We start from the raw sequence: 21,932 nt of genomic DNA on the forward strand, positions 1-21,932 counted from the left end.
ACCGGCCTCAAAGCTCCGGCGCGCCGGCAAGCTCGATCAGGGCCGGGCCGCCCGCGCACCGCGCCCGCGCCACCGCCGCACCGAGATCGTCCAGTGAGCCGATCCGCTCGGCGGGCATGCCGTAGGCGGCGGCCACGGCGCAAAAATCGGGTGCCGACGGGCGCACGCCGACCGGCACGATACCGGCCGCGCGCATCGACGCCTCGATCTCCTGGAACCCGCGATTGTTCCAGACGACGAAGATCACCGGGGCGGCCTCGTCGACCGCCGTGCCGAGTTCGGCCAAAACGAACTGCATGCCGCCGTCGCCGCTGAGGCAGATGACCGGCGTGCCCGGTCTGCCGAGGGCCGCGCCGATTGCCGCCGGCGGCCCGTAGCCGAGCGCGCCGTAGCCGGTGGCGGCGTTGAACCAGCCGCCCGGCCGGTCGTGATCGAAAAAAAGATTGCCGGCATAGATCGCCTGGGTGGAATCGCCGACGATGATCGCGCCGGGCGCGGCCTCGCGGATCGCGTCCAGCGCGCCGACATGGGTACGCATGCGCTGGCCGATCTCGTCCCAGGCATCGTCTCGCGCCTGCCGGGCGCGTTCGGCGCCCGCGCCGGCCGAACCGTCACCGCCGTCGCCGAGGGCCAGGACCAGCGCCGCGGCGGTGGCCGCCGCATCGCCTGGGAGCGCCACCGCGCAGGGGGGGTTCTCGAGCTGGTCGCCGTCGCAATCGACCCGCACCAGATTGGCGAGGGCGGGCATGCCGCCATCGGCATAGACGTCGTAGTCGGTCGGCCCGATCTCGGTGCCCAGCGCCAGCACCGCGTCGCTGTCGGCCAACAGCGCGCGCACCGCCTTCAGGCTCGGGCTTGCCGGCACCGCCAGCCGATGGCCGTGCATGATGCCGCGCGCGTTGGCCGTCGAAATCACCGGCGCGTCGAGCCGTTCGGCCAACCGCATGACGGCCTCGGCCGCGCCGCGCGCGCCGCCGCCGATCAGCAGCGCCGGTCGACGGGCCCGCGCCAATGTTTGCGCGGCGCGGTCGAGTTCCGTCGCGGCGGGCTGCGCGGGGGCCGGTCGCGGCGCGGCTTCGAGGGACAGGTCGCCGGCAGGCAGGCCCATCACATCGAGCGGAATCTCTATATGCACCGGGCCCGGTCGGCCGGTGGCGAGGCGGTCGAAGGCACGGCCGATAGTTCCGCCGAGATCCTGTGGCCGCTCGACACGTTCCGACATCAGGCAGACGCTTCGCATCGTCGCGCGCTGGTCGGGCAGTTCGTGCAGATGGCCGCCCCCCCGGCCGAGGCTGTCGCGCGCGTTGACGCTGGATATCACCAGCATCGGCACGCTGTCGGCGCGCGCCTGGGCTATCGCGGTGATGGCGTTGGTCAGGCCGGGCCCGGTGATCAGCAAGGCCACACCCGGCCGCCCGGTGGCGCGCGCATAGCCGTCGGCCATGAACCCCGCCGCCTGCTCGTGGCGGGGCGTGACATGCCGGATACGGGAACCGGCAAGGCCGCGATAAAGCTCGATCGTATGAACGCCGGGAATGCCGAACACGAGATCGACCCCTTGCGCCTCCAAAAGCGCAACCAACGCCTCGCCGACTGTCTTCATCAACGCCCGCTCCCTTCATGGCCCGGCAGGTCGACCCCGAGCTGCGCGGCAACGCTGGCGATGGCGATCCTTGCCAGTTCGCCCTCGTCGAACAGGCTGCTGGCCATGCAGCCCTCGATCCACAGCCCGTCGATAATGGCGTTGATGGCAATCGCATGCCGGCGCAACACCGCCATGTCGGCCGGACGGCCGGCTTCTTCCAGCACCGCGCCGACCAGGCTTTCGACCTCGTCGCGAAAGCCGAGATAACCTTCCCGATGGACGGCGGCCAGTGCGGTATCGGCGTGGGCGCGGGCGATGAAGCCGGCCCAGAGGGCGAAAATCTGCGTATCGACCACCGGCGGACCCAGATTGGCGCGCACGAACGCGGCAAGCCGCTCGGCCGGGCGCGCATCGCGCGCGGCAAGCGCGTCCTTGGCCTGGTCGGTCATCCTTTTGACCACCGCCGCATAGGCGGCCTGCAAAAGCTCCGCCTTGCCGGGAAAATAGTGCCTGATCAGCCCGGCGCTGACGCCGGCGCGCTGCGCGATCGCGCGGACCGTCGCGCCCTCGATGCCGTTCTCGGCAACGCAGTCGAGCGTCGCCTCGATCAGATCCCGGCGGCGGCGCCCCTCGCCTTCGCGACGAAACTTGCGGCGGCCGCTGGCCGTCATTGCCGCAGGATCGGCCGGGTCAGACAGGTCGGCCCGCCCTCGCAGGCAATGCACAGCGCATCGGCCTCGAAGGTGGCCACGCTGCAGCCGGCCCGTTCCATCGCCGCCTTCGTCCTGGGAAAGCCGGCAACCGCGATCGCCGCCCGCGGCGCGGTCGCCAGCACGTTGAGCGACAGCCCGTTGCTGGCCGCGAATTCGTCCGGATCGCCCTCCACCAGCATGACGCCGCGCGCCCGCAGCATCTGCCAGAACGGCGCCGGCAGCAGCGGCGCGTGAACCAGCGCCAGATCGTCGGCGAGCGGGCTGATCACCGACATCAGGTGCAGGCAGGCGTCGGCCCCGTGCCACAAAGGCAGATCGAACCCGTGCACGGCTACGCCCAGCGGCTCAAGCAGCGCGGCGAGCTGGCGAATGCCGGCCTCGTTGGTGCGCACCCCGCGCCCCACGGCAAGCGTTGACGGGTCGAGCCACACGCAATCCCCGCCCTCGACCTGGCCCGGCGCCTCGATCCGGCCGAGAACGGCGATACCGAGGGCGCGATAGCACGCCTCGTGCAGCCCCGGCTCCGGCATGCGCAGCGCCTTGCCCATCGACAGGATCACCGCGCCGCGGTCGGTCATCAGCGACGGATCGTGGGTGAAGACGGAATCGGCCAGCCCGTCGGCGCCGTCGAGCCAGTCGATCCGCGCACCGGCTTCTTCCACCAGCGCGCTCAGTCTGGCGTGCTGAGCCGCCGCCCTCACCGGGTCGAATTGCGGCCCGTAATGCCAGCGCGCCGGATCGGCGCCGCGCATGGCGGTCGCAGCCGAACACATCAGCACCCTTTGCAGCGGCGCGGCCATCGATTGCGAGCCGTATTGCATCACGATTCTTCTTCCTCCGGCCCGCGAAATCGGGGCGCCCGTATTTATACGCTTGCATAACAAGCCGGCAAGTGCCGTAATGGCCTCGAAAAACAAAGGCCGGTCCGCCGCCACGGCGACCACGGATTTGGCGAAAGAAACGGGGAACGATGCGACAGGCGATGGCGCACCGGGTGGGTCTGCGGGTGTTCGATACGCCGCGAAAGCGCGAACGATGACGGCGGCCACCGCGAGCCCCGTTGTCCAGGAGCCGTCCGGCATGCCGGCCGAGGCGATCCATGTCGAGGACTTGCACAAGAAGTTCGGCGCCCTGCACGTGTTGAAGGGCGTGTCGCTGTCGGCGCGCGACGGCGAGGTGGTCGCCATCATCGGCGGCTCGGGATCGGGCAAGTCGACGCTGCTGCGCTGCATCAACTGCCTGGAAAACCCCACCAGCGGCATCATCCGCGTCAATGGCGAGCAGATCCGGCTGAAACCGGACGGACACGGCGACATGGTGCCGGCCGATCGGCGCCAGATCGAGCGCATCCGCTCCCGGCTCGGCATGGTGTTCCAGAGCTTCAATCTGTGGAGCCACATGACGTTGATCGAAAACGTCATCGAGGTGCCGGTGCATGTGCTCGGCGTCGCCCGGGCCGAGGCGATCGCCACCGGCGAGGCGCTGCTCGAACGGGTCGGGCTGGCCGAAAAGCGCGATGTCTACCCCGCCTTCCTGTCCGGCGGCCAGCAGCAGCGCGGCGCGATCGCCCGCGCGCTCGCCGTCGAGCCGCGCGTCATGCTGTTCGACGAGCCGACCTCCGCGCTCGATCCAGAACTGGTCGGCGAGGTGCTGAAAGTGATCGCCGACCTCGCCGGCGAGGGCCGCACCATGGTGCTCGTCACCCACGAGATGAAATTCGCCCGCGAGGTCGCCAGCCACGTCGTCTACCTGCACCAGGGCCTGGTCGAGGAGGAAGGCCGGCCCGAAGACCTGTTCGGCGCGCCGAAATCCGATCGCTTGCAGCAGTTTTTGCGCACGGTCGGCTGAGACAAAAGAAATCAGGGAACCGCAACGAAACAAAGGGAGTTATCCATGAAGTCCTTCGCAAAATTCGCCGCCGGCCTGGTCGCGGCCGGCTTCTTGTCGCTCGGCGCGGCACAGGCCGAGACCGTCAAGGTCGGCATCGCCGCAGAGCCCTATCCGCCCTTCGCCTCGCCAGACGCCTCGGGCAAGTGGGTCGGCTGGGAGGTCGAGATCGCCGACGCGATCTGCGCGGCGGCCGAACTCGACTGCGAGATCACGCCGGTGTCGTGGGACGGCATCATTCCGGCGCTCAACGCCAAGAAGATCGATTTCATCGCCGCCTCGATGTCGATCACCGCCGAGCGGATGAAATCGATCGATTTCAGCGACAAATATTACAACACCCCGACCGGGATCGCCGGCGCCAAGGCTGTGGAGATGGACGCTACGCCCGAGGGGCTTAAGGACAAGATCCTCGGCGTCCAGGTGTCGACCGTGCACGACGTCTACGCCAAGAAGCATTTCGCCGACACGGTTGCCGAGATCAAGGTCTACCAGACCCAGGACGAGGCCAATGCCGATCTGGCCGCCGGCCGCATCGATGCCACCCAGGCCGATTCGCTCGCCCTCGACGCGTTTCTGCAAACCGACCAGGGCAAGGCCTGCTGCGAGATGAAAGGCACCGTCGCGCCCGACATCGACGTGTTGGGACCGGGCGTCGGCTTCGGCGTGCGCAAGGGCGAGGACGATCTGAAGGCCAAGCTCAACGCCGCCATCGGCGCAATCCGCGACAGCGGCAAATATGACGAGATCACCAAGAAATATTTCGATTTCGACATTTTCGGCGGCTGACCCGCGCCAGGAAAGGCGCGCCCGCCGCCCCGCCCGCCACGCGGTCGGGCCGGGTGGCGGGCGCAGCGCCCTTTCACAGCCGGAGGCGGGCACCTGCTTGAAACCCTGCTGCAACTGAGCCTTTTCGAGCTGCTGGCCCCCAGCCCGCCCGGCTGGGGCGGCACGCTGCTGCGCGGCCTCGCGAGTTCCGTCCAGATCGCGCTCGGCGCGTTCGGCATCGGCCTGTTGATCGGCACCGCCGGCGCCTGGGGCAAGCTTTACGGCGGCCCGGTCGTCCGCGACCTGTTGGAGGTCTACACCACCGTGGTGCGCGCGGTGCCCGAACTGGTGCTGATCCTTTTGCTCTATTACGCCGGCACCGATCTGGTGAACCGCACGCTCGAGGCCTTCGGTTATCCGCCGGTCGACATTTCCGGCCTCGTCGCCGGCATCGCCGTGCTCGGCGTCGTCCAGGGCGCCTATTCGACCGAAGTCATTCGCGGCGCCATTCGCGCCATTCCGCAGGGCCAGATCGAGGCCGCGCGCGCCTACGGCATGGCGCCGGGCCTGCTCCTGCGCCGCATCACCCTGCCGGCAATGCTGCCCTACGCCATTCCCGGCCTCGCCAATCTGTGGCTGATCGCCACCAAGGACACCGCGCTGCTGGCCGTCGTCGGCTTCAACGAGCTGACCCTGGCGACCCGCCAGGCTGCGGGCGCGACCAAGGCCTATTTCACCTTCTTCGTCGCCGCCGGCGCGCTCTATCTGCTCTTGACCCTGTTTTCCAACGTCATCATCGCCCGCGTCGAACGCTGGGCCCGTCGCGGCATGCCGCATGTGGGAGGCGCGGGCTGATGGCGAACGTCATCGAGGTCACCGGCAAGCCGCTGCCGCCGCTGCGCGCCTGGCTGAAACCGCATCGCGTGGTGCTGATCGCGATCGCGCTGGCGCTCGCCGCCTATGCCGGCTGGACCATGCGCTGGGACTGGATTCCCGACTACGCCCCGCTCGCCGTCGAGGGGGTGTGGCGCACGCTGTGGCTGCTGGTCGTGACCTGCATGCTGGGCTTCGCGCTCGCCGTGCCGCTCGGCCTCGCCCAGGCGGCGGGCCCCGCCTATCTGGCCGGGCCGGCGCGCGCCTTCTGCACGGCGATCCGCGGCACGCCGCTGTTGCTGCAATTGTGGCTGCTTTATTTCGGGCTGGGCTCGCTGTTTCCGCAATTTCCCTGGATCCGCGACTCGGAGTTGTGGCCCTATCTGCGCCAGGCCTGGCCCTATGCCGTGCTGGCGCTGACCATGTCGTTCGCCGGCTACGAGGGCGAGGTCATGCGCGGCGCCTTTGCCGGCGTGCCGCGCGGACAACTGGAAAGCGCGCGCGCATTCGGCATGAGCCGCTGGAAAATTTTCCGCCGCATCTGGCTGCCGCAGGCGATCCAGCGCGCCTTGCCGACGCTTGCCGGCGAAACCGTGCTGCAACTGAAGGCGACGCCGCTGGTCGCCACGATCACGGTCGTCGACATCTACGCCGTGTCGAGCCGGGTGCGCCAGGACACGTTCATCATCTTCGAACCGCTGCTGCTACTGGCGCTGGTCTATCTCGTCATTACCGGGCTGATCGTCCTCGCCTTCCGGCGCCTCGAGGCCCGCATTCCCGCCAGGCTCGGCTGAGCGCACGACACCGGTGGGCAACGCGCCGATCGCGATTGCCGGGCGAAGAAATTTCTTCTAGTCTTTACCAATTGATAAAAAATGAGGCGAACAACGCCATCAGGCCCGTAGCAACCAGAGGTGGACCCATGACGAAACTCTCTCCCGGATCAACACGCTCTCTCGTCTCGCGCCGCACCGTCTTGAAGGCGGCGAGCGCCACGGCGGTCCTTGCCGGCGCTGCGACGCTGCCGTCGCGCCTGTTCGCCCAGGAACCGGTCAAGGTCGCCGCGATCTACACCGTCCCGGTCGAGCAGCAATGGGTGAGCCGCATCCACAAAGCCGCCAACGCCGCCAAGGACCGCGGCGACATCGACTATGTGTTTTCCGAAAACGTCTCCAACAGCGACTATGAGCGCGTGATGCGCGAATATTGCGAGGCCGGCCACCAGCTCGTCATCGGCGAGGTGTTCGGTGTGGAGGACGCCGCGCGCACCGTCGCCGCCGACTACCCCGACACCGCCTTCCTGATGGGATCGAGCTTCAAGCCCGACGACGCCCATCCCAATTTCGCGGTGTTCGACAACTATATCCAGGATGCCTCCTACCTGACCGGCATCATCGCTGGCGCGCTGACCAAGTCGAAGAATATCGGCATGGTCGGCGGCTTCCCGATTCCCGAGGTCAACCGGCTGATGCACGCCTTCATGGCCGGCGCGCGCGAGATGGCGCCCGACATCACCTTCCAGGTCGCCTTCATCGGCTCCTGGTTCGACCCGCCCAAGGCCAAGGAGACCGCCTTCGCCCAGATCGACGCCGGCGCCGACATTCTCTACGCCGAACGCTTCGGGGTCTCCGACGCCGCCCAGGAACGCAAGCTTCTGGCGATCGGCAACGTCATCGACACCCAGGCCGACTATCCCGAGACCGTCGTCGCCTCGGCGCTGTGGCATTTCGAACCGACGCTCGACAAGGCGATCGCCGAAGTCAAGGGCGGCTCCTTCAAGGCCGACGATTACGGCATCTATTCCTTCATGAAGCATGGCGGCTGCTCGCTCGCCCCGCTCGGCACCTTCGAGGGCAAGGTTCCCGACGAGGTGATGGCCAAGGTGGCGGAGACGGAAAAGGCGATCAGGGACGGTTCGTTCACCGTCGAGATCAACGACGAGGAGCCGAAGTCGAGCTGATCGAACGGCCTCTCCCGCCCGGGAGGGGCCGGAATCGGCTTTTTGCCATCCGCAATCGACCCGCGATCCGGGCGAGGCTCAAGACGCCGCTTCGGCGCTCCTCGTCCGATCGCTCACAGCGCGACCGGCTTCGCCCCAACGCGGAGAAAGGGTCGTGACCGTTGCGACCGGGATCCCGATGACCGCCACACCCGTCCTGCATCTGCACAACATCACCAAGCGCTTCGGCCCGCTTGTCGCCAACGACGCGATCTCGCTCGAATTGCGGCGCGGCGAGGTCGTGGCGCTGCTGGGTGAAAACGGCGCCGGCAAGACGACGCTGATGAACATCCTGTTCGGCCACTATGTCGCCGACGAAGGCACGGTCGAGGCGTTCGGCAAGGCCTTGCCGCCCGGCGATCCGCGTGCGGCACTGGAAGCCGGCGTCGGCATGGTCCACCAGCATTTTACCCTGGCCGACAACATGACGGTGCTCGAGAATATCGCGCTCGGAACCCAGTCGTCCTGGTCGCCGCGCTTCGACCGCGCCACGGCACTCGCCCGCATCCGCACGCTCGCCGCCGATTTCGGTCTCGCCGTCGAACCGGACCAGACGGTCGCAAACCTCACCGTCGGCGAGCGCCAGCGCGTGGAGATTCTCAAGGCGCTTTATCGCGACGCGCGCGTGCTGATCCTCGACGAGCCGACCGCGGTGCTGACGCCGATCGAAACCGAGGCGCTGTTTGCGACCCTGAAGAAACTCGTCGCCTCGGGGCTTTCGGTGATCTTCATCTCGCACAAGCTCAACGAGGTGCTGGCGATCAGCGACCGCGTTCTGGTGCTGCGCGCCGGCCGCCTGTCGGGCGAACGCGAAACCAAGGGCACGACGCGCCAGGAACTGGCCGCGCTGATGATCGGCCAGGAGATCGCTCCGCCGGCGATCGCGGAGACGGCACCGGGACCCATCCTGCTCGAATGCGAGGCCGTTTGCGCCCCGCCCGCCTCCGGTCCGGTCGGCCTCGACGGCGTCTCGCTGACGCTGCGCGGCGGCGAGATCGTCGGACTGGCCGGCGTATCGGGCAACGGCCAGACGACGCTGGCGGCACTTCTGTCGGGCATTCACCGCCCGCGATCGGGACGATTTCGCATCGCCGGCGAGGCGGTGGAGGCATGGTCGCCGGCGATCGCGCTGCAGGCCGGTGTCGCCCGCATCCCCGAGGATCGGCACGCCGTCGGCACGATCGGCGACATGAGCGTGACCGAAAACGTCATCGCCGAGCGTTACCGCTCGCCGCGCTTTTCCCGGCACGGCTTTCTCGACTGGGCCGCCGCGCGCGGTTTCGCCGAGGAGCTGATCCGCGACTACGACGTCAAATGCCCTTCGCCGGAAGCGCGCGTGCGCCTGCTTTCGGGCGGCAATATGCAAAAGCTGATCCTCGGCCGGGCGCTCGATCCCGATCCGAAGATCATCCTGGCCAACCAGCCCACGCGCGGTCTCGACGTCGGCGCGATCGCCTATGTGCATCGGAGACTGCTGGAGGCGCGTGCGCGTGGCGCGGCGGTGCTGCTGATCTCCGAAGATCTCGACGAGATCCTGACGCTCTCCGACCATGTCTGCGTGATGTTCAAGGGCCGGCTTTCGCCCCCTTCGGCGCGTGGCGAACGCTCGGTGCGCGACCTTGCCGAACTGATGGCCGGCCACGGCATGGAGGCGGCATGACGGCATCTCCCCGCCCCGCGATCGCGCGCGGCGCCCCGCCGCCCGCCGCCGACCACCACAAAGGCCATGGACGCCCTCATCATGCGGCTTGAACCCAAACCCGCGCCCTCGCTCGCCACCACGCTGGCCTATCCGGCGGGCGCGATCCTGGCCACAATGGCGATCGCCGCCATTTTGGTGCTGGCGGCCGGCGCCTCGCCGCTGTCGGTGTTCGCGCTGGTGGCCAAAGGCGCGGCCGGCTCGCAATTCGCCCTGTTCGAAACCCTGACCCGCGCCACGCCGCTGATCTTCACCGGGCTTGCGGTCGCGGTCGCCTTTCGCGCCAAATTGTGGAATATCGGCGCCGAAGCCCAGCTTTACGCCGGCGCCATCATCACCGTCGTGCTCGGCACCGGTGCCCTGCCCCTGCCGGCGATCGTCCTCATCCCGCTGATCATCTTGGCCGCGATGACGGCTGGCGCCCTGCTTCTGCTCGGTCCGGCCTTCTTGAAAACCCGGCTCGGCGTCGACGAGGTCGTGACCACGCTGTTGTTGAACTTCATCATGCTGCTCGTGGTCTCCATGCTGCTGGAAGGCGTCTTGAAGGACCCGATGGGGCTCGGCTGGCCGCAATCCGAACGCGTGATCGCTGAGGCCCAACTGCCGCGCATCGTCAAGGGCAAGCGCCTGCACTACGGTTTCGTGATCGCCGTCCTCGCCGCGCTCTGGGTCTGGGTGATCATGAAAAAGACCGCGCTCGGCTACGAGATGCGCGCCGTCGGCCACAACCCCGCGGCCGCGCGTTTCGCCGGCATCCCCGTCAACACGGTGCTGATGAAGACGGCGCTCCTGTCGGGGGGCCTGGCCGCGCTTGCCGGCTTTTCCGAAGTGTCGGGGCTGAAGGGCAACCTCACGCTCGATCTGTCGCCGGGCTTCGGCTACACCGGCATCGTGGTCGCCATGCTCGCCATGCTCAATCCGCTCGGCGTGATCGCCGCGGCGATCTTCGTAGCCGGCATCTTCGTCGGCGCCGACGCGATGAGCCGCACCGCCGACGTGCCGAGTTACATCGCCAATGTCATGACGGCGACCGCGCTTTTGACCATGGTCACGGCGATCATGCTGACGCGTTACCGCATCCGGTGGAGGTGAGCGTGATCGAAGCTCTGGAAATCCTGTTCACCGCCTCGTTCTGGGTCGCCGCGATCCGCATCGCCTCGCCGCTGATCTTCGCCACCATGGGCGAGCTGATCTGCGAGCGCGCCGGCGTGCTCAATCTCGGCATCGAGGGCATCATGGTTGCCGGCGCCTTCACCGGCTGGTTCACCGTCTATGCGGGCGGCGATCTGTGGACCGGGATCGCGGTCGCCGCGGCCACCGGCGCCGCCTTCGGGCTGCTGCACGGCACGCTGACCGTGCCGCTCGGCCTGTCGCAGCACGTGGTCGGCATCGGCATCACCCTGCTCGCCACCTCGCTGACCTATTTTACCTATCGTCTCGCCCTGCCGGAAGTGACCTCGCCGCCGAAAATCGACTCGTTCCAACCGCTGGAAATCCCGCTCCTGTCCGACATTCCGCTCGTCGGCCCGGCGCTGTTCGCCCAGACCCCGTTCACCTATCTCGCCTTCGCCACCGTCGCCGTGGTCGGCTGGGTGCTCTATCGCACGCCGCTGGGGCTGGCCGTGCGCGCCGTCGGCGAAAACCCGGCCGCCGTCGAGGCTCAGGGCATCGGCGTCACCGCCACGCGGATCGGCGCGGTGATGGCCGGCAGCGCGCTGATGGCCGTCGGCGGCGCCTTTTTGACCATGTCGGCCTTCAACTCGTTCTTTTTCGAGATGGTCAACGGCCGCGGCTGGATCTGCATCGCGCTGGTCGTGTTCGGCTCCTGGCGCCCGGGCAAGGCGCTGCTCGGCGCGGTGCTGTTTGCCGCCTTCGACGCCTATCAGGTGCGCCTGCAGCAGGTGACCGGCGGCGTCATCCCCTACCAGCTCTTCCTGATGCTGCCCTATGTGTTGTCGATCCTGGCGCTGATTCTCGTCGCCCGCCGCGCGACCTATCCCAAGGCACTGATGATTCCCTACCAGAAAGGCGAGAGATGAGTTTCGACCTGATCGTCAAGGGCGGCACCCTGCCCAACGGCCAAACCGCCGACATCGCGATTGCCGGCGCCAAGATCGCCGCCATCGAGCCCGGCATCACCGCCGAGGCCGGCCGCGTCGTCGAGGCGAGCGGCAATCTCGTCGCCCCGCCGCTGGTCGATCCGCATTTCCACATGGACGCCACGCTGTCCTATGGCCTGCCGCGCATCAACGCGTCGGGCACGCTTCTGGAAGGCATCGCGCTGTGGGGCGAGCTGAAGCCGCTCCTGACCCACGAGGCGGTCAAGGAGCGCGCGCTCGCCTATTGCGACTGGGCGGTTTCGATGGGGCTACTGGCGATCCGCAGCCATGTCGACGTCTGCGACGACCGGCTGCTTGCCGTCGAGGCGCTGCTGGAAGTCCGCAAGGAAGTTGCACCCCATATCGACCTGCAGCTGGTCGCCTTCCCCCAGGACGGGTTCTTCCGCTCGCCCGGCGCGCGCGAAAACACGCTGCGCGCGCTCGACATGGGCATCGACGTCGTCGGCGGCATCCCGCATTTCGAGCGCACCATGGCCGACGGCACCCGCTCGGTCACCGCCCTGTGCGAGATCGCGGCCGAGCGCGGCCTGATGGTCGACCTGCACTGCGACGAGACCGACGATCCGCTGTCGCGCCACATCGAGCAGCTCGCCTACGAGACACAGCGTCTCGGCCTCGGCGGCCGCGTCGCCGGCTCGCATCTGACCTCCATGCACTCGATGGACAATTATTACGTCTCCAAGCTCCTGCCTTTAATGGCCGAGGCCCAGGTCGCTGCGATCCCCAACCCGCTGATCAACATCATGCTGCAGGGGCGCCACGACAGCTTTCCCAAACGCCGCGGCCTGACCAGGGTCAAGGAAATGCACGCCCACGGCATCCGCGTCGGCTTCGGCCAGGATTGCGTGCTCGACCCCTGGTACTCGCTCGGCACCGCCGACATGCTCGACGTCGCCTTCATGGGTCTGCATGTCGCGCAGATGTCGCATCCCGACGAGATGCGCCGCTGCTTCGACATGGTCACCAGCGAGAGCGCGGCGATCATGGGGCTTGACGATTACGGTCTCGCGGTCGGCAAGAAGGCGAGCCTGATCGTTCTCGACGCCGGCGACCCGGTCGAGGCGATCCGGCTGCGGCCGGAACGGCTATGCGTGGTCGCCGCCGGCAAGGTGGTGGCCGAGCGCGACCGGCAACAGACCCGGCTTGCCCTGCCCGGCCGGCCGTCGACCGTCGCGCGCCGCCATCGCGCCCCGATCGCACGACAGGAATGACGCGACACCCGCGACTGACCCCGGATCTCGTCCGGCGGGTTCACCGCGACCTCGCCGATCCCGGGCCGATGCAGCGGCAAAAATCCGTGCCCAAGAGCTGGTTTGCCGACACCGCGCGATCCCTGCGCGCCGCGCTGGCGCCCGGCGAGCCGTTGTGGGTGTTCGCCTTCGGCTCGTTGATCTGGCGCGCACCGATCGCCTTTGCCGACCGGCGCACCGGCCTCGTGCGCGGCTGGCACCGCGCCTTCTGCCTCGGCTGGGATACGCGTTATCGCGGCAATGTCGACCAGCCGGGCCTGATGCTGTCGCTCGACCGGGGCGGAAGCTGCAAGGGCGTGGCGCTGAAGATCGCGCCGGAACGCCTCGACGCCGACCTCGTCGCTCTGCTCGAACGCGAGCCGCCGATCGTGCCGCGCTGGGTCAATGTCGTCACCGACACCGGCCCGCTGCGCGCCATCGCCTTCGTCGCCGAACGCGGCTATGCCGGTTATGTCGGCGGCTTGAGCGAAAGCGAGATCGCCGACCGGCTGGCGGTCGCCGTCGGCTTCTGGGGCTCGATGGCCGAATATCTGCTCAACACGGTCGAGCATCTCGAACGGCTCGGCCTGCACGACCGGCATTTGTGGCGGATGCAGGAACTGGTGGCGGCACGCATCGCCGCCTTGCCGCAAGACGCGAGAACCGGCCGATGATGAATGCGGCTAATCCCGTCCCTTGATCGCCAGCGCGGCCGTCGTGTAACCGCCCGCCGCGCCGTCGACGAAATGGACGTGGTCGTCGCTCGTCACCGACGGCACGATGCAGGTCATGATCGCCTCGTCCTGCTCGAACAGGCCGTAATCGAGCAGGTTCTTGGCCGCCGCCTCGGCCAGCATCGCCTCCAGCCTGTCGCGGGTTTCGGCATCGCAATCGATCGTCATCTTCAGGCCGTCGTCGAACTTGCGGAAATCGGCGTTGGCGCTGGTCGTCTCGACATAATGGCCCGGATCGAAACCGCCGACCCCGCGCCCAGTCCTGAACAGAAAAAGCGCGAACAGCGTTTCGGCCAGAAGCCGCAGCTTGTGAAGCATCAACGAGCCGCCGCCGCGCCGGGCGCGCGCTTCGAGCTCCAGTCCGAGCGGCGGCCATTCGAAACCGGGGCCGGTCACCGGCACCGGGTGGCCGCCGCGCTCCAGCCCGACCGTTAGGGCGATGATCCGGCGCATGGCCTCGGCAACCGCCGCCGCCGGCGCATCCGCTCTGGGGATCGCGAGCAGCGACAGGATTTTGCCGTGCCGGGACCGCAGCGGCGTCCAGCGGCAGGACAGCCCGTTGAGATCGGGATAATCGCCCTCCGGCGCGGCGTCGACCCGGTAGTGCCCCCGCTTCATCTCGCCTTCCGCCCAGACCATGCCGCCACCCGAAAACATCGCATAATCGACGCCGGGAGACGGCGCATAGCGGGCAACGGCCAGCTCGTAGCCGGCCGCGCGGATCGCGCCGACCGGCACGATCGCGCCGCGCATCTCGATGTCGAATTCGCGCCTGGCCCAGCCGATCACGCGCGCCAGCGCATCACGCGCCCCGTCCAGCCGGTCCGCGCCGAAGCCGAACCCGGCGCCGTCGCCGCCGAACACGAACGGAAAACGCCGCCCGCCGGCCGCGTTGATCTGCGCGGAGATCACCGCCGCGCCGACCGTGTTGACCACTTTGTAGCGACCGGCCGCGATCAGTTCTGTCGAGCCGACAATATCGGCGGTGCCGACGAACCAGTCGTCCGGCACCGGCCGGTAGGCCGCCCCGTCCGCCAGGTCCTCGAAGCCGGCATGAACCGGCAGAGCGTCGTAAAACTCGGAGGGGACCGCGCCCGCGCCCACCGCGTCGTCACCCGAGGACCGTTCGTTCATTCGCCATCACCCGCCTTGTTGCCGCGCCATCCAAGCCGGCTCCGCCGCCGCCTTCAAGAGCGGTTTTGCCGGTTAGACGGTGCGCGGTCCGTTTTGGTTTCAATTCCGGCACCGTTTGGCGAACACGGTTGCGTGTTCGAGACCCGAGCGCCCGGTCCGCCTTGCGGCGCCGCCATTGACGAATGTAATAACATCACATAACCAGTGGGAATCGGCCGCGGTGCCGAGGATTTCACCGGACATGGCAATGACGGACGCCAGCCTGACCTTTTCCGACCTGACCCTTGGTTATGGCAGCCACCCGGCCGTGCATCACCTGAGCGGACCCGTCGGGCGCGGCTCGCTGACCGCCGTGGTCGGGCCGAACGGCTCGGGCAAATCCACTCTGATGAAGGGCATCGTCGGCATCATCAAGCCGATGGCCGGCGCCGTTAAGACGGCACCCGGCCAGCGCCTCGCCTATCTGCCCCAGCAATCCGAGATCGACCGCAGCTTTCCCGCCCGCGTTGTCGATCTCGTTGGCCTCGGCCTGTGGCCGAAACGCGGCCTTCTGGGGCGCTACGACAGCCAGGACCGGGAGGATTTGCGCCACGCGCTCGACGCGGTCGGCCTTGCCGGCTTCGAGCACCGGCCGATCGACACCTTGTCCGGCGGCCAGCTGCAACGCGCTCTGTTTGCCCGCGTGCTCGTCCAGAAGGCGGATCTGATCCTGCTCGACGAACCGTTCAACGCCATCGACGCCAAGACCACAGCCGACCTGATCGCGCTGATCCGGCATTGGCATGGCGAAAGGCGCACCGTGCTCGTGGTGGTTCACGATCTCGAGCTCGTGCGGGAACATTTTCCCGAAACGCTGGTTCTGGCCCGCCGCGCGATCGCCTGGGGCCGCACGGACGAGGTCATGCGGCCCGACATCCTGGCGCGGGCGCGGCGCTTCGACGAGGCCTGGCACGACGACGCGCCCTGGTGCGCGGGGCACGGCCCGCAGGCCGGACACGACCATGCCGGCGCCCGGTCGGCGCCGGTTGCGGCAGCGGCCGAACGGGGCCGATCCGCATGATCGAGCTGCTGGTGACGCCATTTGTCGAATTCGCCTTCATGCGCCGCGCGCTGCTCGGTGTCGTGCTGTTGTCGATGTCGTCGTGCCCGGTCGGCGTGTTCTTGATGCTGCGCCGCATGAGCCTGGCCGGCGACGCCATGGCGCACGCGATCCTGCCGGGCGCCGCCACCGGCTTCCTGCTGTTCGGCCTCGCCATCGTGCCGATGACCATCGGCGGCCTGATCGCCGGTGTTTTGGTCGCGCTCGGCGCGGGCGCGGTCTCGCGCCTGACCGTGCAGAAGGAGGACGCCTCGATGGCCGCCTTCTATCTGATCTCGCTCGCCGTCGGCGTGTTGATCGTGTCGCTGCGCGGTTCCAGCGTCGACCTGATGCATGTTCTTTTCGGCAGCGTGCTGGCGCTCAACGACGAGGCGCTGACGCTGATCGCCGGCATTTCGATCGCCACGCTGGCAGCGCTTCTGCTGTTATGGCGCGGACTGATCGCGGAATGTCTCGACCCGTTGTTCCTGCGCTCGGTCAGCGGCATCGGTCCGCTGGTCCATTTCGTCTTTCTGGGCCTGGTCGTGCTCAATCTGGTCGGCGGCTTCCAGGCATTGGGCACGCTGTTGTCGGTCGGGCTGATGATGCTGCCGGCAGCCGCCGCCCGTTTCTGGACCGCGCGCGTCGACACGATGTGCCTGCTGGCGGTCGCCATCGGCATCGCGTCGAGCACGGCCGGCCTGCTGTTGTCCTATCATTTCACCCTGCCCTCGGGCCCGGCCATCATCCTGTCGGCCGGCTTGGTCTATTTCGTCTCGATCCTGTTCGGCGCGCGCGGCATCGTGCGCGTGCTTTTGACCCGCCATCGGCACCGCACGGCCTGAGGCGGACGCGGGTTTGGCGGCCAGGCGCTTGCCAAGCCGGCGCCGAAGCGCTCTTGTGGCGGTCGACAGTCCACGACCCGCCCACGCACGGAGACCGCCATGGCCGCACGGCGCTACGAAATCTACGACGTCTTCACCGACCGTGCGCTTGCCGGCAACCCGCTGGCGATCGTGCGCGACAGCGACGGGCTTACGGGCGAGGCGATGCAGGCCATCGCCGCCGAATTCAACCTGTCGGAAACCGTCTTTGTCGGACCGCCGGAAAACCCGGCCCATACCGCCAGCCTGCGCATCTTCACGCCGAAGACGGAACTGCCGTTTGCCGGCCACCCGACCGTCGGCAGCGCGATCGCGCTTTACGAGGGCAAGGCACCGGCGGCGCCCGACGGCACCGCCCTTATCGTGCTTGAGGAAAAGATCGGCCCGGTGCGCTGTGCCGTCAGCGCGACGCCCGGCCGGGCGAGCTTCGCCGAATTCGACCTGCCGCGCCTGCCCGTGCCGGCCGCGCTGTCGGCCGAGCCGGAACTGATCGCCGCGGCCCTTTCGCTCGATGCCGACGAGATCGGCTTCGAAAACCATCGTGCCTCGGCCTGGTCGGCGGGCGTGCCTTATGTCTGCGTCCCGGTGGCCGGCCTCGAGGCGGCCGCCAGGGCCCGGCTCGACCCGCGACTATGGCTCGATATCGCGCCGCCGTCGGGCAACCTCATCCCCGGCGCCTATGTCTATTGCCGCGAGACGGTCGGCGAGGATTGCGCCTTTCACGCCCGCATGTTCGCCCCGCATGACGGCATTGTCGAAGATCCCGCCACCGGTTCGGCGGCGGCCGCCTTCGCCGGCGCGCTGGTCGCCTTCGACGCCCCGGTCGACGGGCCCGGCCATCACTGGATCGAACAGGGCGTCGAGATGGGCCGTCCGTCGCGCATCCGCCTGGAGGTCGAAACCGCCGGCGGCGCACTCACGGCCGCGCGCATCGGCGGCCACGCGGTCCGGGTCGCCGACGGGACGCTTTTCGTCTGAATTCTTCGTGTGTCGAGGCTTGCAACGGCCGAAACGAGCGGCTATAGAGCCGCACGCTCGTGCTCCTTGAGACACGGCCCCGTGGGTGATTAGCTCAGTTGGTAGAGCAGCTGACTCTTAATCAGCGGGTCGTAGGTTCGATCCCTACATCACCCACCAATTATTTCAATGACTTAGCGGCAATGATAGCGGAACGCACCGTGAACGTGTGACCCGTCACACGGCACATGTGTGACTTTCTGGTTCCGGCAAGCCAATCTGACCCGCATTGTCGCGGCAATGCCCGGCCGCTGGCGGGCCGTTCCCACATCGCCGTCGGGCCCCCGCACCGCCCGCATTTTCGGCCATTCAGCTTCGGTTCACGCGCGATCGGCAAGATTTCGTCCAGTCAAAAACTCTGACGCCGAAATCGCCTGTAAGTTGAAAAATCCATGGCGGATTTCTGCAAGAGCAAGGTCAAAACAGGAACAGGGCGCGCCAGCGCTTTACCATGACGAGATTTCGTGCCTAGCTTTGTGTCCCGCGGGTGGTGTGAAGTGCTTCATTTACCCGGAGGGCAAGCGGACCTAGTGAAGGCCCGAATAAAAAGGGACAGATAGCCTGCCAGGAGGAGGAGCATCCCATGGCCGCCAACCCGTTACATGCCCGTTATTTTTCACGCAATTCTCTCACCGGAAAACGCCTCGCCTTGGTTTCGGCGCTGCTTTTGGGGTCGTCCGCGCTGGTGCCCGCCGCTGTTGCGCAGGAGGCGCTGTCGGCAGGCGAGGCCTTTGCCACGCGCTTTTCCGGCACCACCGAAATCACCCTCGCCGACGGCGAGCGCCTGACCCTGATCGACGAAAGCGGCGTGGTCGGTTCCGTCGTCGACGTGCGCACTCCCGGCTTTGCCGCCGACGGCCGCCACTGGATCGACGAGCCGCAACGCCTTCCCGTTACCGCCGGCCAGGTCGGCCAGGTCTTCGGCATCGCCATCGATGACGGCAGCCCGGCCAATATCTACCTGACCGCCACCTCGCAATTCGGCCTGCATCGCGATCCCGACAACACCGACTGGCTGCCCGGCCAATGGGGCGAAGGCGGTCCCGGCGGGCTTTACAGGCTCAACGCCGACAATGGCTACCAGCCGGAACTGCTGGCCGCGATCACGCTCGACGGGCGCGAAAACACCGGCGCCGGTCTCGGCAATGTCGCCTTCGACAAGGCGCACGGGCAATTGTTCGTCTCCGATCTCGAAACCGGCATGATCCACCGCCTGGCGCTCGACGGCACGCAGATCGACCGCTTCGACCACGGCGCGGCGGGGCGCACCGGCTTTCTCGACGCGATCACCGGCGAGAACGTGACCCTGCCGGCGGTCGCCTTCGACCCGGCCTCGGGCGCGGCGATCGGCGACTGCGCCGACGCCGGCGGGTCGCCCCAGACCTTCGCGCAGACGCCGGAATGCTGGAACTATGCCGATTTCCGCCGCCGCGTCTTCGGCCTCGCCGTGTTCACCGACCCGCTTTCGAACGAAACCCGGCTCTATTATGCCGTTTCGGGCGCGGACGGCATGGGCAATCCCGACTGGGACGGCGCCGGCGACGACGCCGCCAACAGTGTCTGGTCGATCGGCCTGGACGAGAATGGCGGGTTTGACGGCACCGACGTGCGCCGCGAAATCGTGCTGCCGGAATTCGGCGGCGATGACGCCACGCCGCGCGCGGTGGCCGACCTCGCCATTTCCAACGAAGGCGTGATGCTGGTCGGCGAGCGCGGCGGCGTTCGCAATCTCGGCCTCGATCAGCCGCAACCGTTCGCCACGCCGCATGCCGCGCGCGTGCTGCACTATACGCTGACGGGCGAAGGGTTCTGGTTCCCCCTCGGCCGCTACGATGTCGGCTTTCACGACCGCAAGTCGCTCGGCCCGCCGCATATCCGCGCCAATGCCGCCGGCGGTGTCGATTTCGGTTATGGCTATACCACCGACGGCACGATCGACGCCGAACGGCCCTATGGCAGCATCTGGGCCTCCGGCGATTCGCTGTGCTCGCCCGACGGGCCCTGCCTGGAGCCTTCGAGCGGCGAACGCAACGACATTTCCGAGGTGCACGGCCTCCAGGGCACTCCGGTCGAAGCGCTCGACGAGGTGCTGCCCGAGGCCGCGCTCGGCGCCTATCCGGCAACCGGCGATCCCTATCCCGCCGACGCCGTGCTCGCCTCCTACATGATCGATCTCGACACCAATATCGACGAGGCCGGCAACCCGATCGCCGTCGAGGCGCTCAAGCACGACGCCACCAAGATCGGCGACGTGGAAATCTATCGCGCCGGCCCGGGCGCCCCGCCGCCCGGAGAACCGGCCCTGCCGCAGCCGCAAGGCTACGATCTCGACATCGACAAGAGCGGTCCGGCCGAATGTCTGCCGGGTTCGGAATGCAGCTTCACCATCAAGCTGACCAATAACGGTCCGGCCGATTTCTCCGGTCCGGTCTATCTGTGGGACGTGATCGAACCCGAGGCGGCGCCGTTCGTCGACGTGATCGGAACCGGCTGGAACTGTTTCGAGCTCGACGCGGGCATCCAGTGCTACAATCCGAGCGTGACGCTCGGTGTCGGCGAATCGACGGAATTCGCGCTCAAGCTCTCCATTCCGGCCGGATATCGCTCCGACATCCTGACCAATTGCGTCAGCATCCAGTGGCTCTACGGTCAGGACGGCGGTGTCGACGTGCAGGCCATCCAGGTCGCGCTCACGCTTCTGGGCTACGACCCGGGCCCGGTCGACGGCATTATGGGCCCGCAAACCCAGTCGGCGCTGGCGCAATTGCAGTCCGATAGCGGTCTCGACCCGACCGGCGAACTCGATGACGAAACGCTCGGCCTGCTCTATCCCGGCCTGGTGGGGATCATCGGCGATCTCGACAGCACCAACGACCAGGACTGCCACGATGTCGGCACCGGCGATCCGGCGCCGATCCACTCCAAGTGGAACTCGCATCTGAAGACTGGCTCGCCGCATAACAAGATCCAGTCGCATCTCAAGACAGGTTCGCCGCACAACAAGATCCAGTCGCACCTCAAGACGGGTTCGCCCCACAACAAGCTGCAATCGCACCTCAAGACGGGTTCGCCCCACAACAAGCTGCAGTCGCACCTCAAGACCGGCTCGCCCCACAACAAGCTGCAATCGCACCTCAAGACCGGCTCGCCGCACAACAAGGTCCAGTCGCACCTCAAGACGGGTTCGCCCCACAACAAGCTGCAATCGCACCTCAAGACGGGTTCGCCGCACAACAAGCTGCAGTCGCACCTCAAGACGGGCTCGCCCCACAACAAGCTCCAGTCGCATCTCAAGACCGGCTCGCCGCACAACAAGCTGCAGTCGCACCTCAAGACGGGTTCGCCCCACAACAAGCTGCAGTCGCACCTGAAAACCGGTTCGCCGCACAAGAAGACGCAATCGCACCTCAAGACGGGCTCGCCGCATAACAAGCTGCAGTCGCACCTGAAAACCGGCTCGCCGCACAAGAAGACGCAATCGCACCTCAAGACCGGCTCGCCCCACAACAAGCTGCAGTCGCACCTCAAAACCGGCTCGCCGCACAAGAAGACGCAATCGCATCTCAAGACCGGCTCGCCGCATAAGAAGCTGCAGTCGCACCTGAAAACCGGTTCGCCGCACAAGAAGACGCAATCGCACCTCAAGACAGGCTCGCCGCATAACAAGCTGCAGTCGCACCTGAAAACCGGCTCGCCGCACAAGAAGACGCAATCGCACCTCAAGACCGGCTCGCCCCACAACAAGCTGCAGTCGCACCTCAAAACCGGCTCGCCGCACAAGAAGACGCAATCGCATCTCAAGACCGGCTCGCCGCATAAGAAGCTGCAGTCGCACCTGAAAACCGGCTCGCCGCACAAGAAGACGCAGTCGCACCTCAAGACAGGTTCGCCGCATAAGAAGCTGCAGTCGCACCTCAAAACCGGCTCGCCGCACAAGAAGACGCAGTCGCACCTCAAAACCGGTTCGCCGCATAAGAAGGTGCAATCGCACCTCAAGACAGGCTCGCCGCACAACAAGGCGCAATCACACAAGAAAATCGGTTCGGTCAGGCCGCACAACAAAGCGCAGTCGCACAACAAGACCGGTTCGGTCAGGCCGCACAACAAGCTGCAGTCGCATCTGAAAAAAGGCTCGGCGATCGAAAAGCCACCGGCTTTCCTGCCTAAGCTCTAGGCACGTGCAGTTCAAAGGCGCGGGGGGCCTGCAGGCCA

General features: G+C 67.3%; 18 protein-coding genes and 1 tRNA gene. 15 read left to right on the forward strand and 4 right to left on the reverse strand.

Annotation, left to right across the window (positions count from 1 at the left end):
• Positions 1 to 7: 7 nt before the first annotated feature.
• The 3 genes from EP380_RS13300 to EP380_RS13310 are packed head-to-tail and all read right to left on the reverse strand — an operon-like array spanning position 8 to position 3,122.
• The gene (locus EP380_RS13300) at positions 8 to 1,603 is read right to left on the reverse strand and encodes a 5-guanidino-2-oxopentanoate decarboxylase (RefSeq protein ID WP_127598958.1); all 1,596 of its coding nucleotides are present in this window, start codon (positions 1,601 to 1,603) and stop codon (positions 8 to 10) included.
• Positions 1,603 to 2,256, reverse strand: coding sequence for a TetR family transcriptional regulator C-terminal domain-containing protein (locus EP380_RS13305; protein WP_127598959.1), 654 nt, complete (start codon positions 2,254 to 2,256; stop codon positions 1,603 to 1,605). The genes EP380_RS13300 and EP380_RS13305 overlap by 1 nt, the downstream gene beginning before the upstream one ends.
• The gene (locus tag EP380_RS13310; protein WP_164749848.1) at positions 2,253 to 3,122 is read right to left on the reverse strand and encodes a dimethylarginine dimethylaminohydrolase family protein; all 870 of its coding nucleotides are present in this window, start codon (positions 3,120 to 3,122) and stop codon (positions 2,253 to 2,255) included. The genes EP380_RS13305 and EP380_RS13310 overlap by 4 nt, the downstream gene beginning before the upstream one ends.
• Positions 3,123 to 3,333: 211 nt before the next feature.
• Between EP380_RS13310 and EP380_RS13315 the strand changes: the two genes are divergently transcribed.
• From EP380_RS13315 to EP380_RS13360, 10 genes are all read left to right on the forward strand, one after another.
• Positions 3,334 to 4,146 (forward strand): ABC transporter ATP-binding protein, encoded by an 813-nt coding sequence (locus EP380_RS13315; protein ID WP_106571635.1) that lies wholly within the window; start codon positions 3,334 to 3,336, stop codon positions 4,144 to 4,146.
• Positions 4,147 to 4,191: 45 nt separating this feature from the next.
• Complete coding sequence (locus EP380_RS13320; RefSeq protein WP_106571634.1) at positions 4,192 to 4,974, forward strand: transporter substrate-binding domain-containing protein; 783 nt, start codon at positions 4,192 to 4,194, stop codon at positions 4,972 to 4,974.
• A gap of 108 nt (positions 4,975 to 5,082) precedes the next feature.
• Positions 5,083 to 5,808, forward strand: a complete 726-nt coding sequence (locus EP380_RS13325; protein ID WP_238719871.1) for an ABC transporter permease — start codon at positions 5,083 to 5,085, stop codon at positions 5,806 to 5,808.
• On the forward strand, positions 5,808 to 6,620 hold the full coding sequence (locus EP380_RS13330; protein WP_106571632.1) for an ABC transporter permease: 813 nt from the start codon (positions 5,808 to 5,810) through the stop codon (positions 6,618 to 6,620). The genes EP380_RS13325 and EP380_RS13330 overlap by 1 nt, the downstream gene beginning before the upstream one ends.
• A gap of 128 nt (positions 6,621 to 6,748) precedes the next feature.
• Positions 6,749 to 7,786 (forward strand): BMP family protein, encoded by a 1,038-nt coding sequence (locus tag EP380_RS13335; protein WP_127598961.1) that lies wholly within the window; start codon positions 6,749 to 6,751, stop codon positions 7,784 to 7,786.
• A gap of 178 nt (positions 7,787 to 7,964) precedes the next feature.
• A complete protein-coding gene (locus EP380_RS13340; RefSeq protein WP_127599108.1) occupies positions 7,965 to 9,485 on the forward strand; it encodes an ABC transporter ATP-binding protein in 1,521 nt (506 codons plus the stop codon).
• Between the two features lie 81 nt (positions 9,486 to 9,566).
• A complete protein-coding gene (locus EP380_RS13345) occupies positions 9,567 to 10,616 on the forward strand; it encodes an ABC transporter permease (RefSeq protein ID WP_106571834.1) in 1,050 nt (349 codons plus the stop codon).
• A 5-nt stretch (positions 10,617 to 10,621) separates the two neighbouring features.
• Positions 10,622 to 11,563, forward strand: coding sequence for an ABC transporter permease (locus tag EP380_RS13350; RefSeq protein ID WP_106571833.1), 942 nt, complete (start codon positions 10,622 to 10,624; stop codon positions 11,561 to 11,563).
• On the forward strand, positions 11,560 to 12,855 hold the full coding sequence (locus EP380_RS13355) for an amidohydrolase family protein (protein WP_127598962.1): 1,296 nt from the start codon (positions 11,560 to 11,562) through the stop codon (positions 12,853 to 12,855). Before EP380_RS13350 ends, EP380_RS13355 begins: the two co-directional genes overlap by 4 nt.
• Positions 12,852 to 13,547 (forward strand): gamma-glutamylcyclotransferase, encoded by a 696-nt coding sequence (locus tag EP380_RS13360; protein ID WP_127598963.1) that lies wholly within the window; start codon positions 12,852 to 12,854, stop codon positions 13,545 to 13,547. Before EP380_RS13355 ends, EP380_RS13360 begins: the two co-directional genes overlap by 4 nt.
• 9 nt (positions 13,548 to 13,556) lie before the next feature.
• On the opposite strand, the gene EP380_RS13365 is transcribed toward EP380_RS13360, so the two are convergent.
• On the reverse strand, positions 13,557 to 14,741 hold the full coding sequence (locus tag EP380_RS13365; RefSeq protein WP_127598964.1) for a DUF3095 domain-containing protein: 1,185 nt from the start codon (positions 14,739 to 14,741) through the stop codon (positions 13,557 to 13,559).
• A 247-nt stretch (positions 14,742 to 14,988) separates the two neighbouring features.
• Between EP380_RS13365 and aztA the strand changes: the two genes are divergently transcribed.
• The 5 genes from aztA (at position 14,989) to EP380_RS23755 (ending at position 21,894) form a co-directional block, all read left to right on the forward strand.
• Complete coding sequence (aztA, locus tag EP380_RS13370; protein ID WP_127598965.1) at positions 14,989 to 15,801, forward strand: zinc ABC transporter ATP-binding protein AztA; 813 nt, start codon at positions 14,989 to 14,991, stop codon at positions 15,799 to 15,801.
• Entirely contained in the window at positions 15,798 to 16,664 is an 867-nt protein-coding gene (aztB, locus tag EP380_RS13375) for a zinc ABC transporter permease AztB (RefSeq protein WP_106571625.1), read from the forward strand. The genes aztA and aztB overlap by 4 nt, the downstream gene beginning before the upstream one ends.
• A 99-nt stretch (positions 16,665 to 16,763) precedes the next feature.
• The gene (locus EP380_RS13380) at positions 16,764 to 17,681 is read left to right on the forward strand and encodes a PhzF family phenazine biosynthesis protein (protein ID WP_127598966.1); all 918 of its coding nucleotides are present in this window, start codon (positions 16,764 to 16,766) and stop codon (positions 17,679 to 17,681) included.
• Positions 17,682 to 17,764: 83 nt separating this feature from the next.
• Positions 17,765 to 17,840: transfer RNA gene (locus EP380_RS13385), tRNA-Lys, on the forward strand.
• A 463-nt stretch (positions 17,841 to 18,303) separates the two neighbouring features.
• A complete protein-coding gene (locus EP380_RS23755) occupies positions 18,304 to 21,894 on the forward strand; it encodes a peptidoglycan-binding domain-containing protein (RefSeq protein WP_238719858.1) in 3,591 nt (1,196 codons plus the stop codon).
• The last annotated feature ends 38 nt before the right edge of the window (positions 21,895 to 21,932 follow it).

Source organism: Nitratireductor alexandrii (assembly GCF_004000215.1).
Classification (GTDB): Bacteria; Pseudomonadota; Alphaproteobacteria; order Rhizobiales; family Rhizobiaceae; genus Mangrovimarina; species Mangrovimarina alexandrii.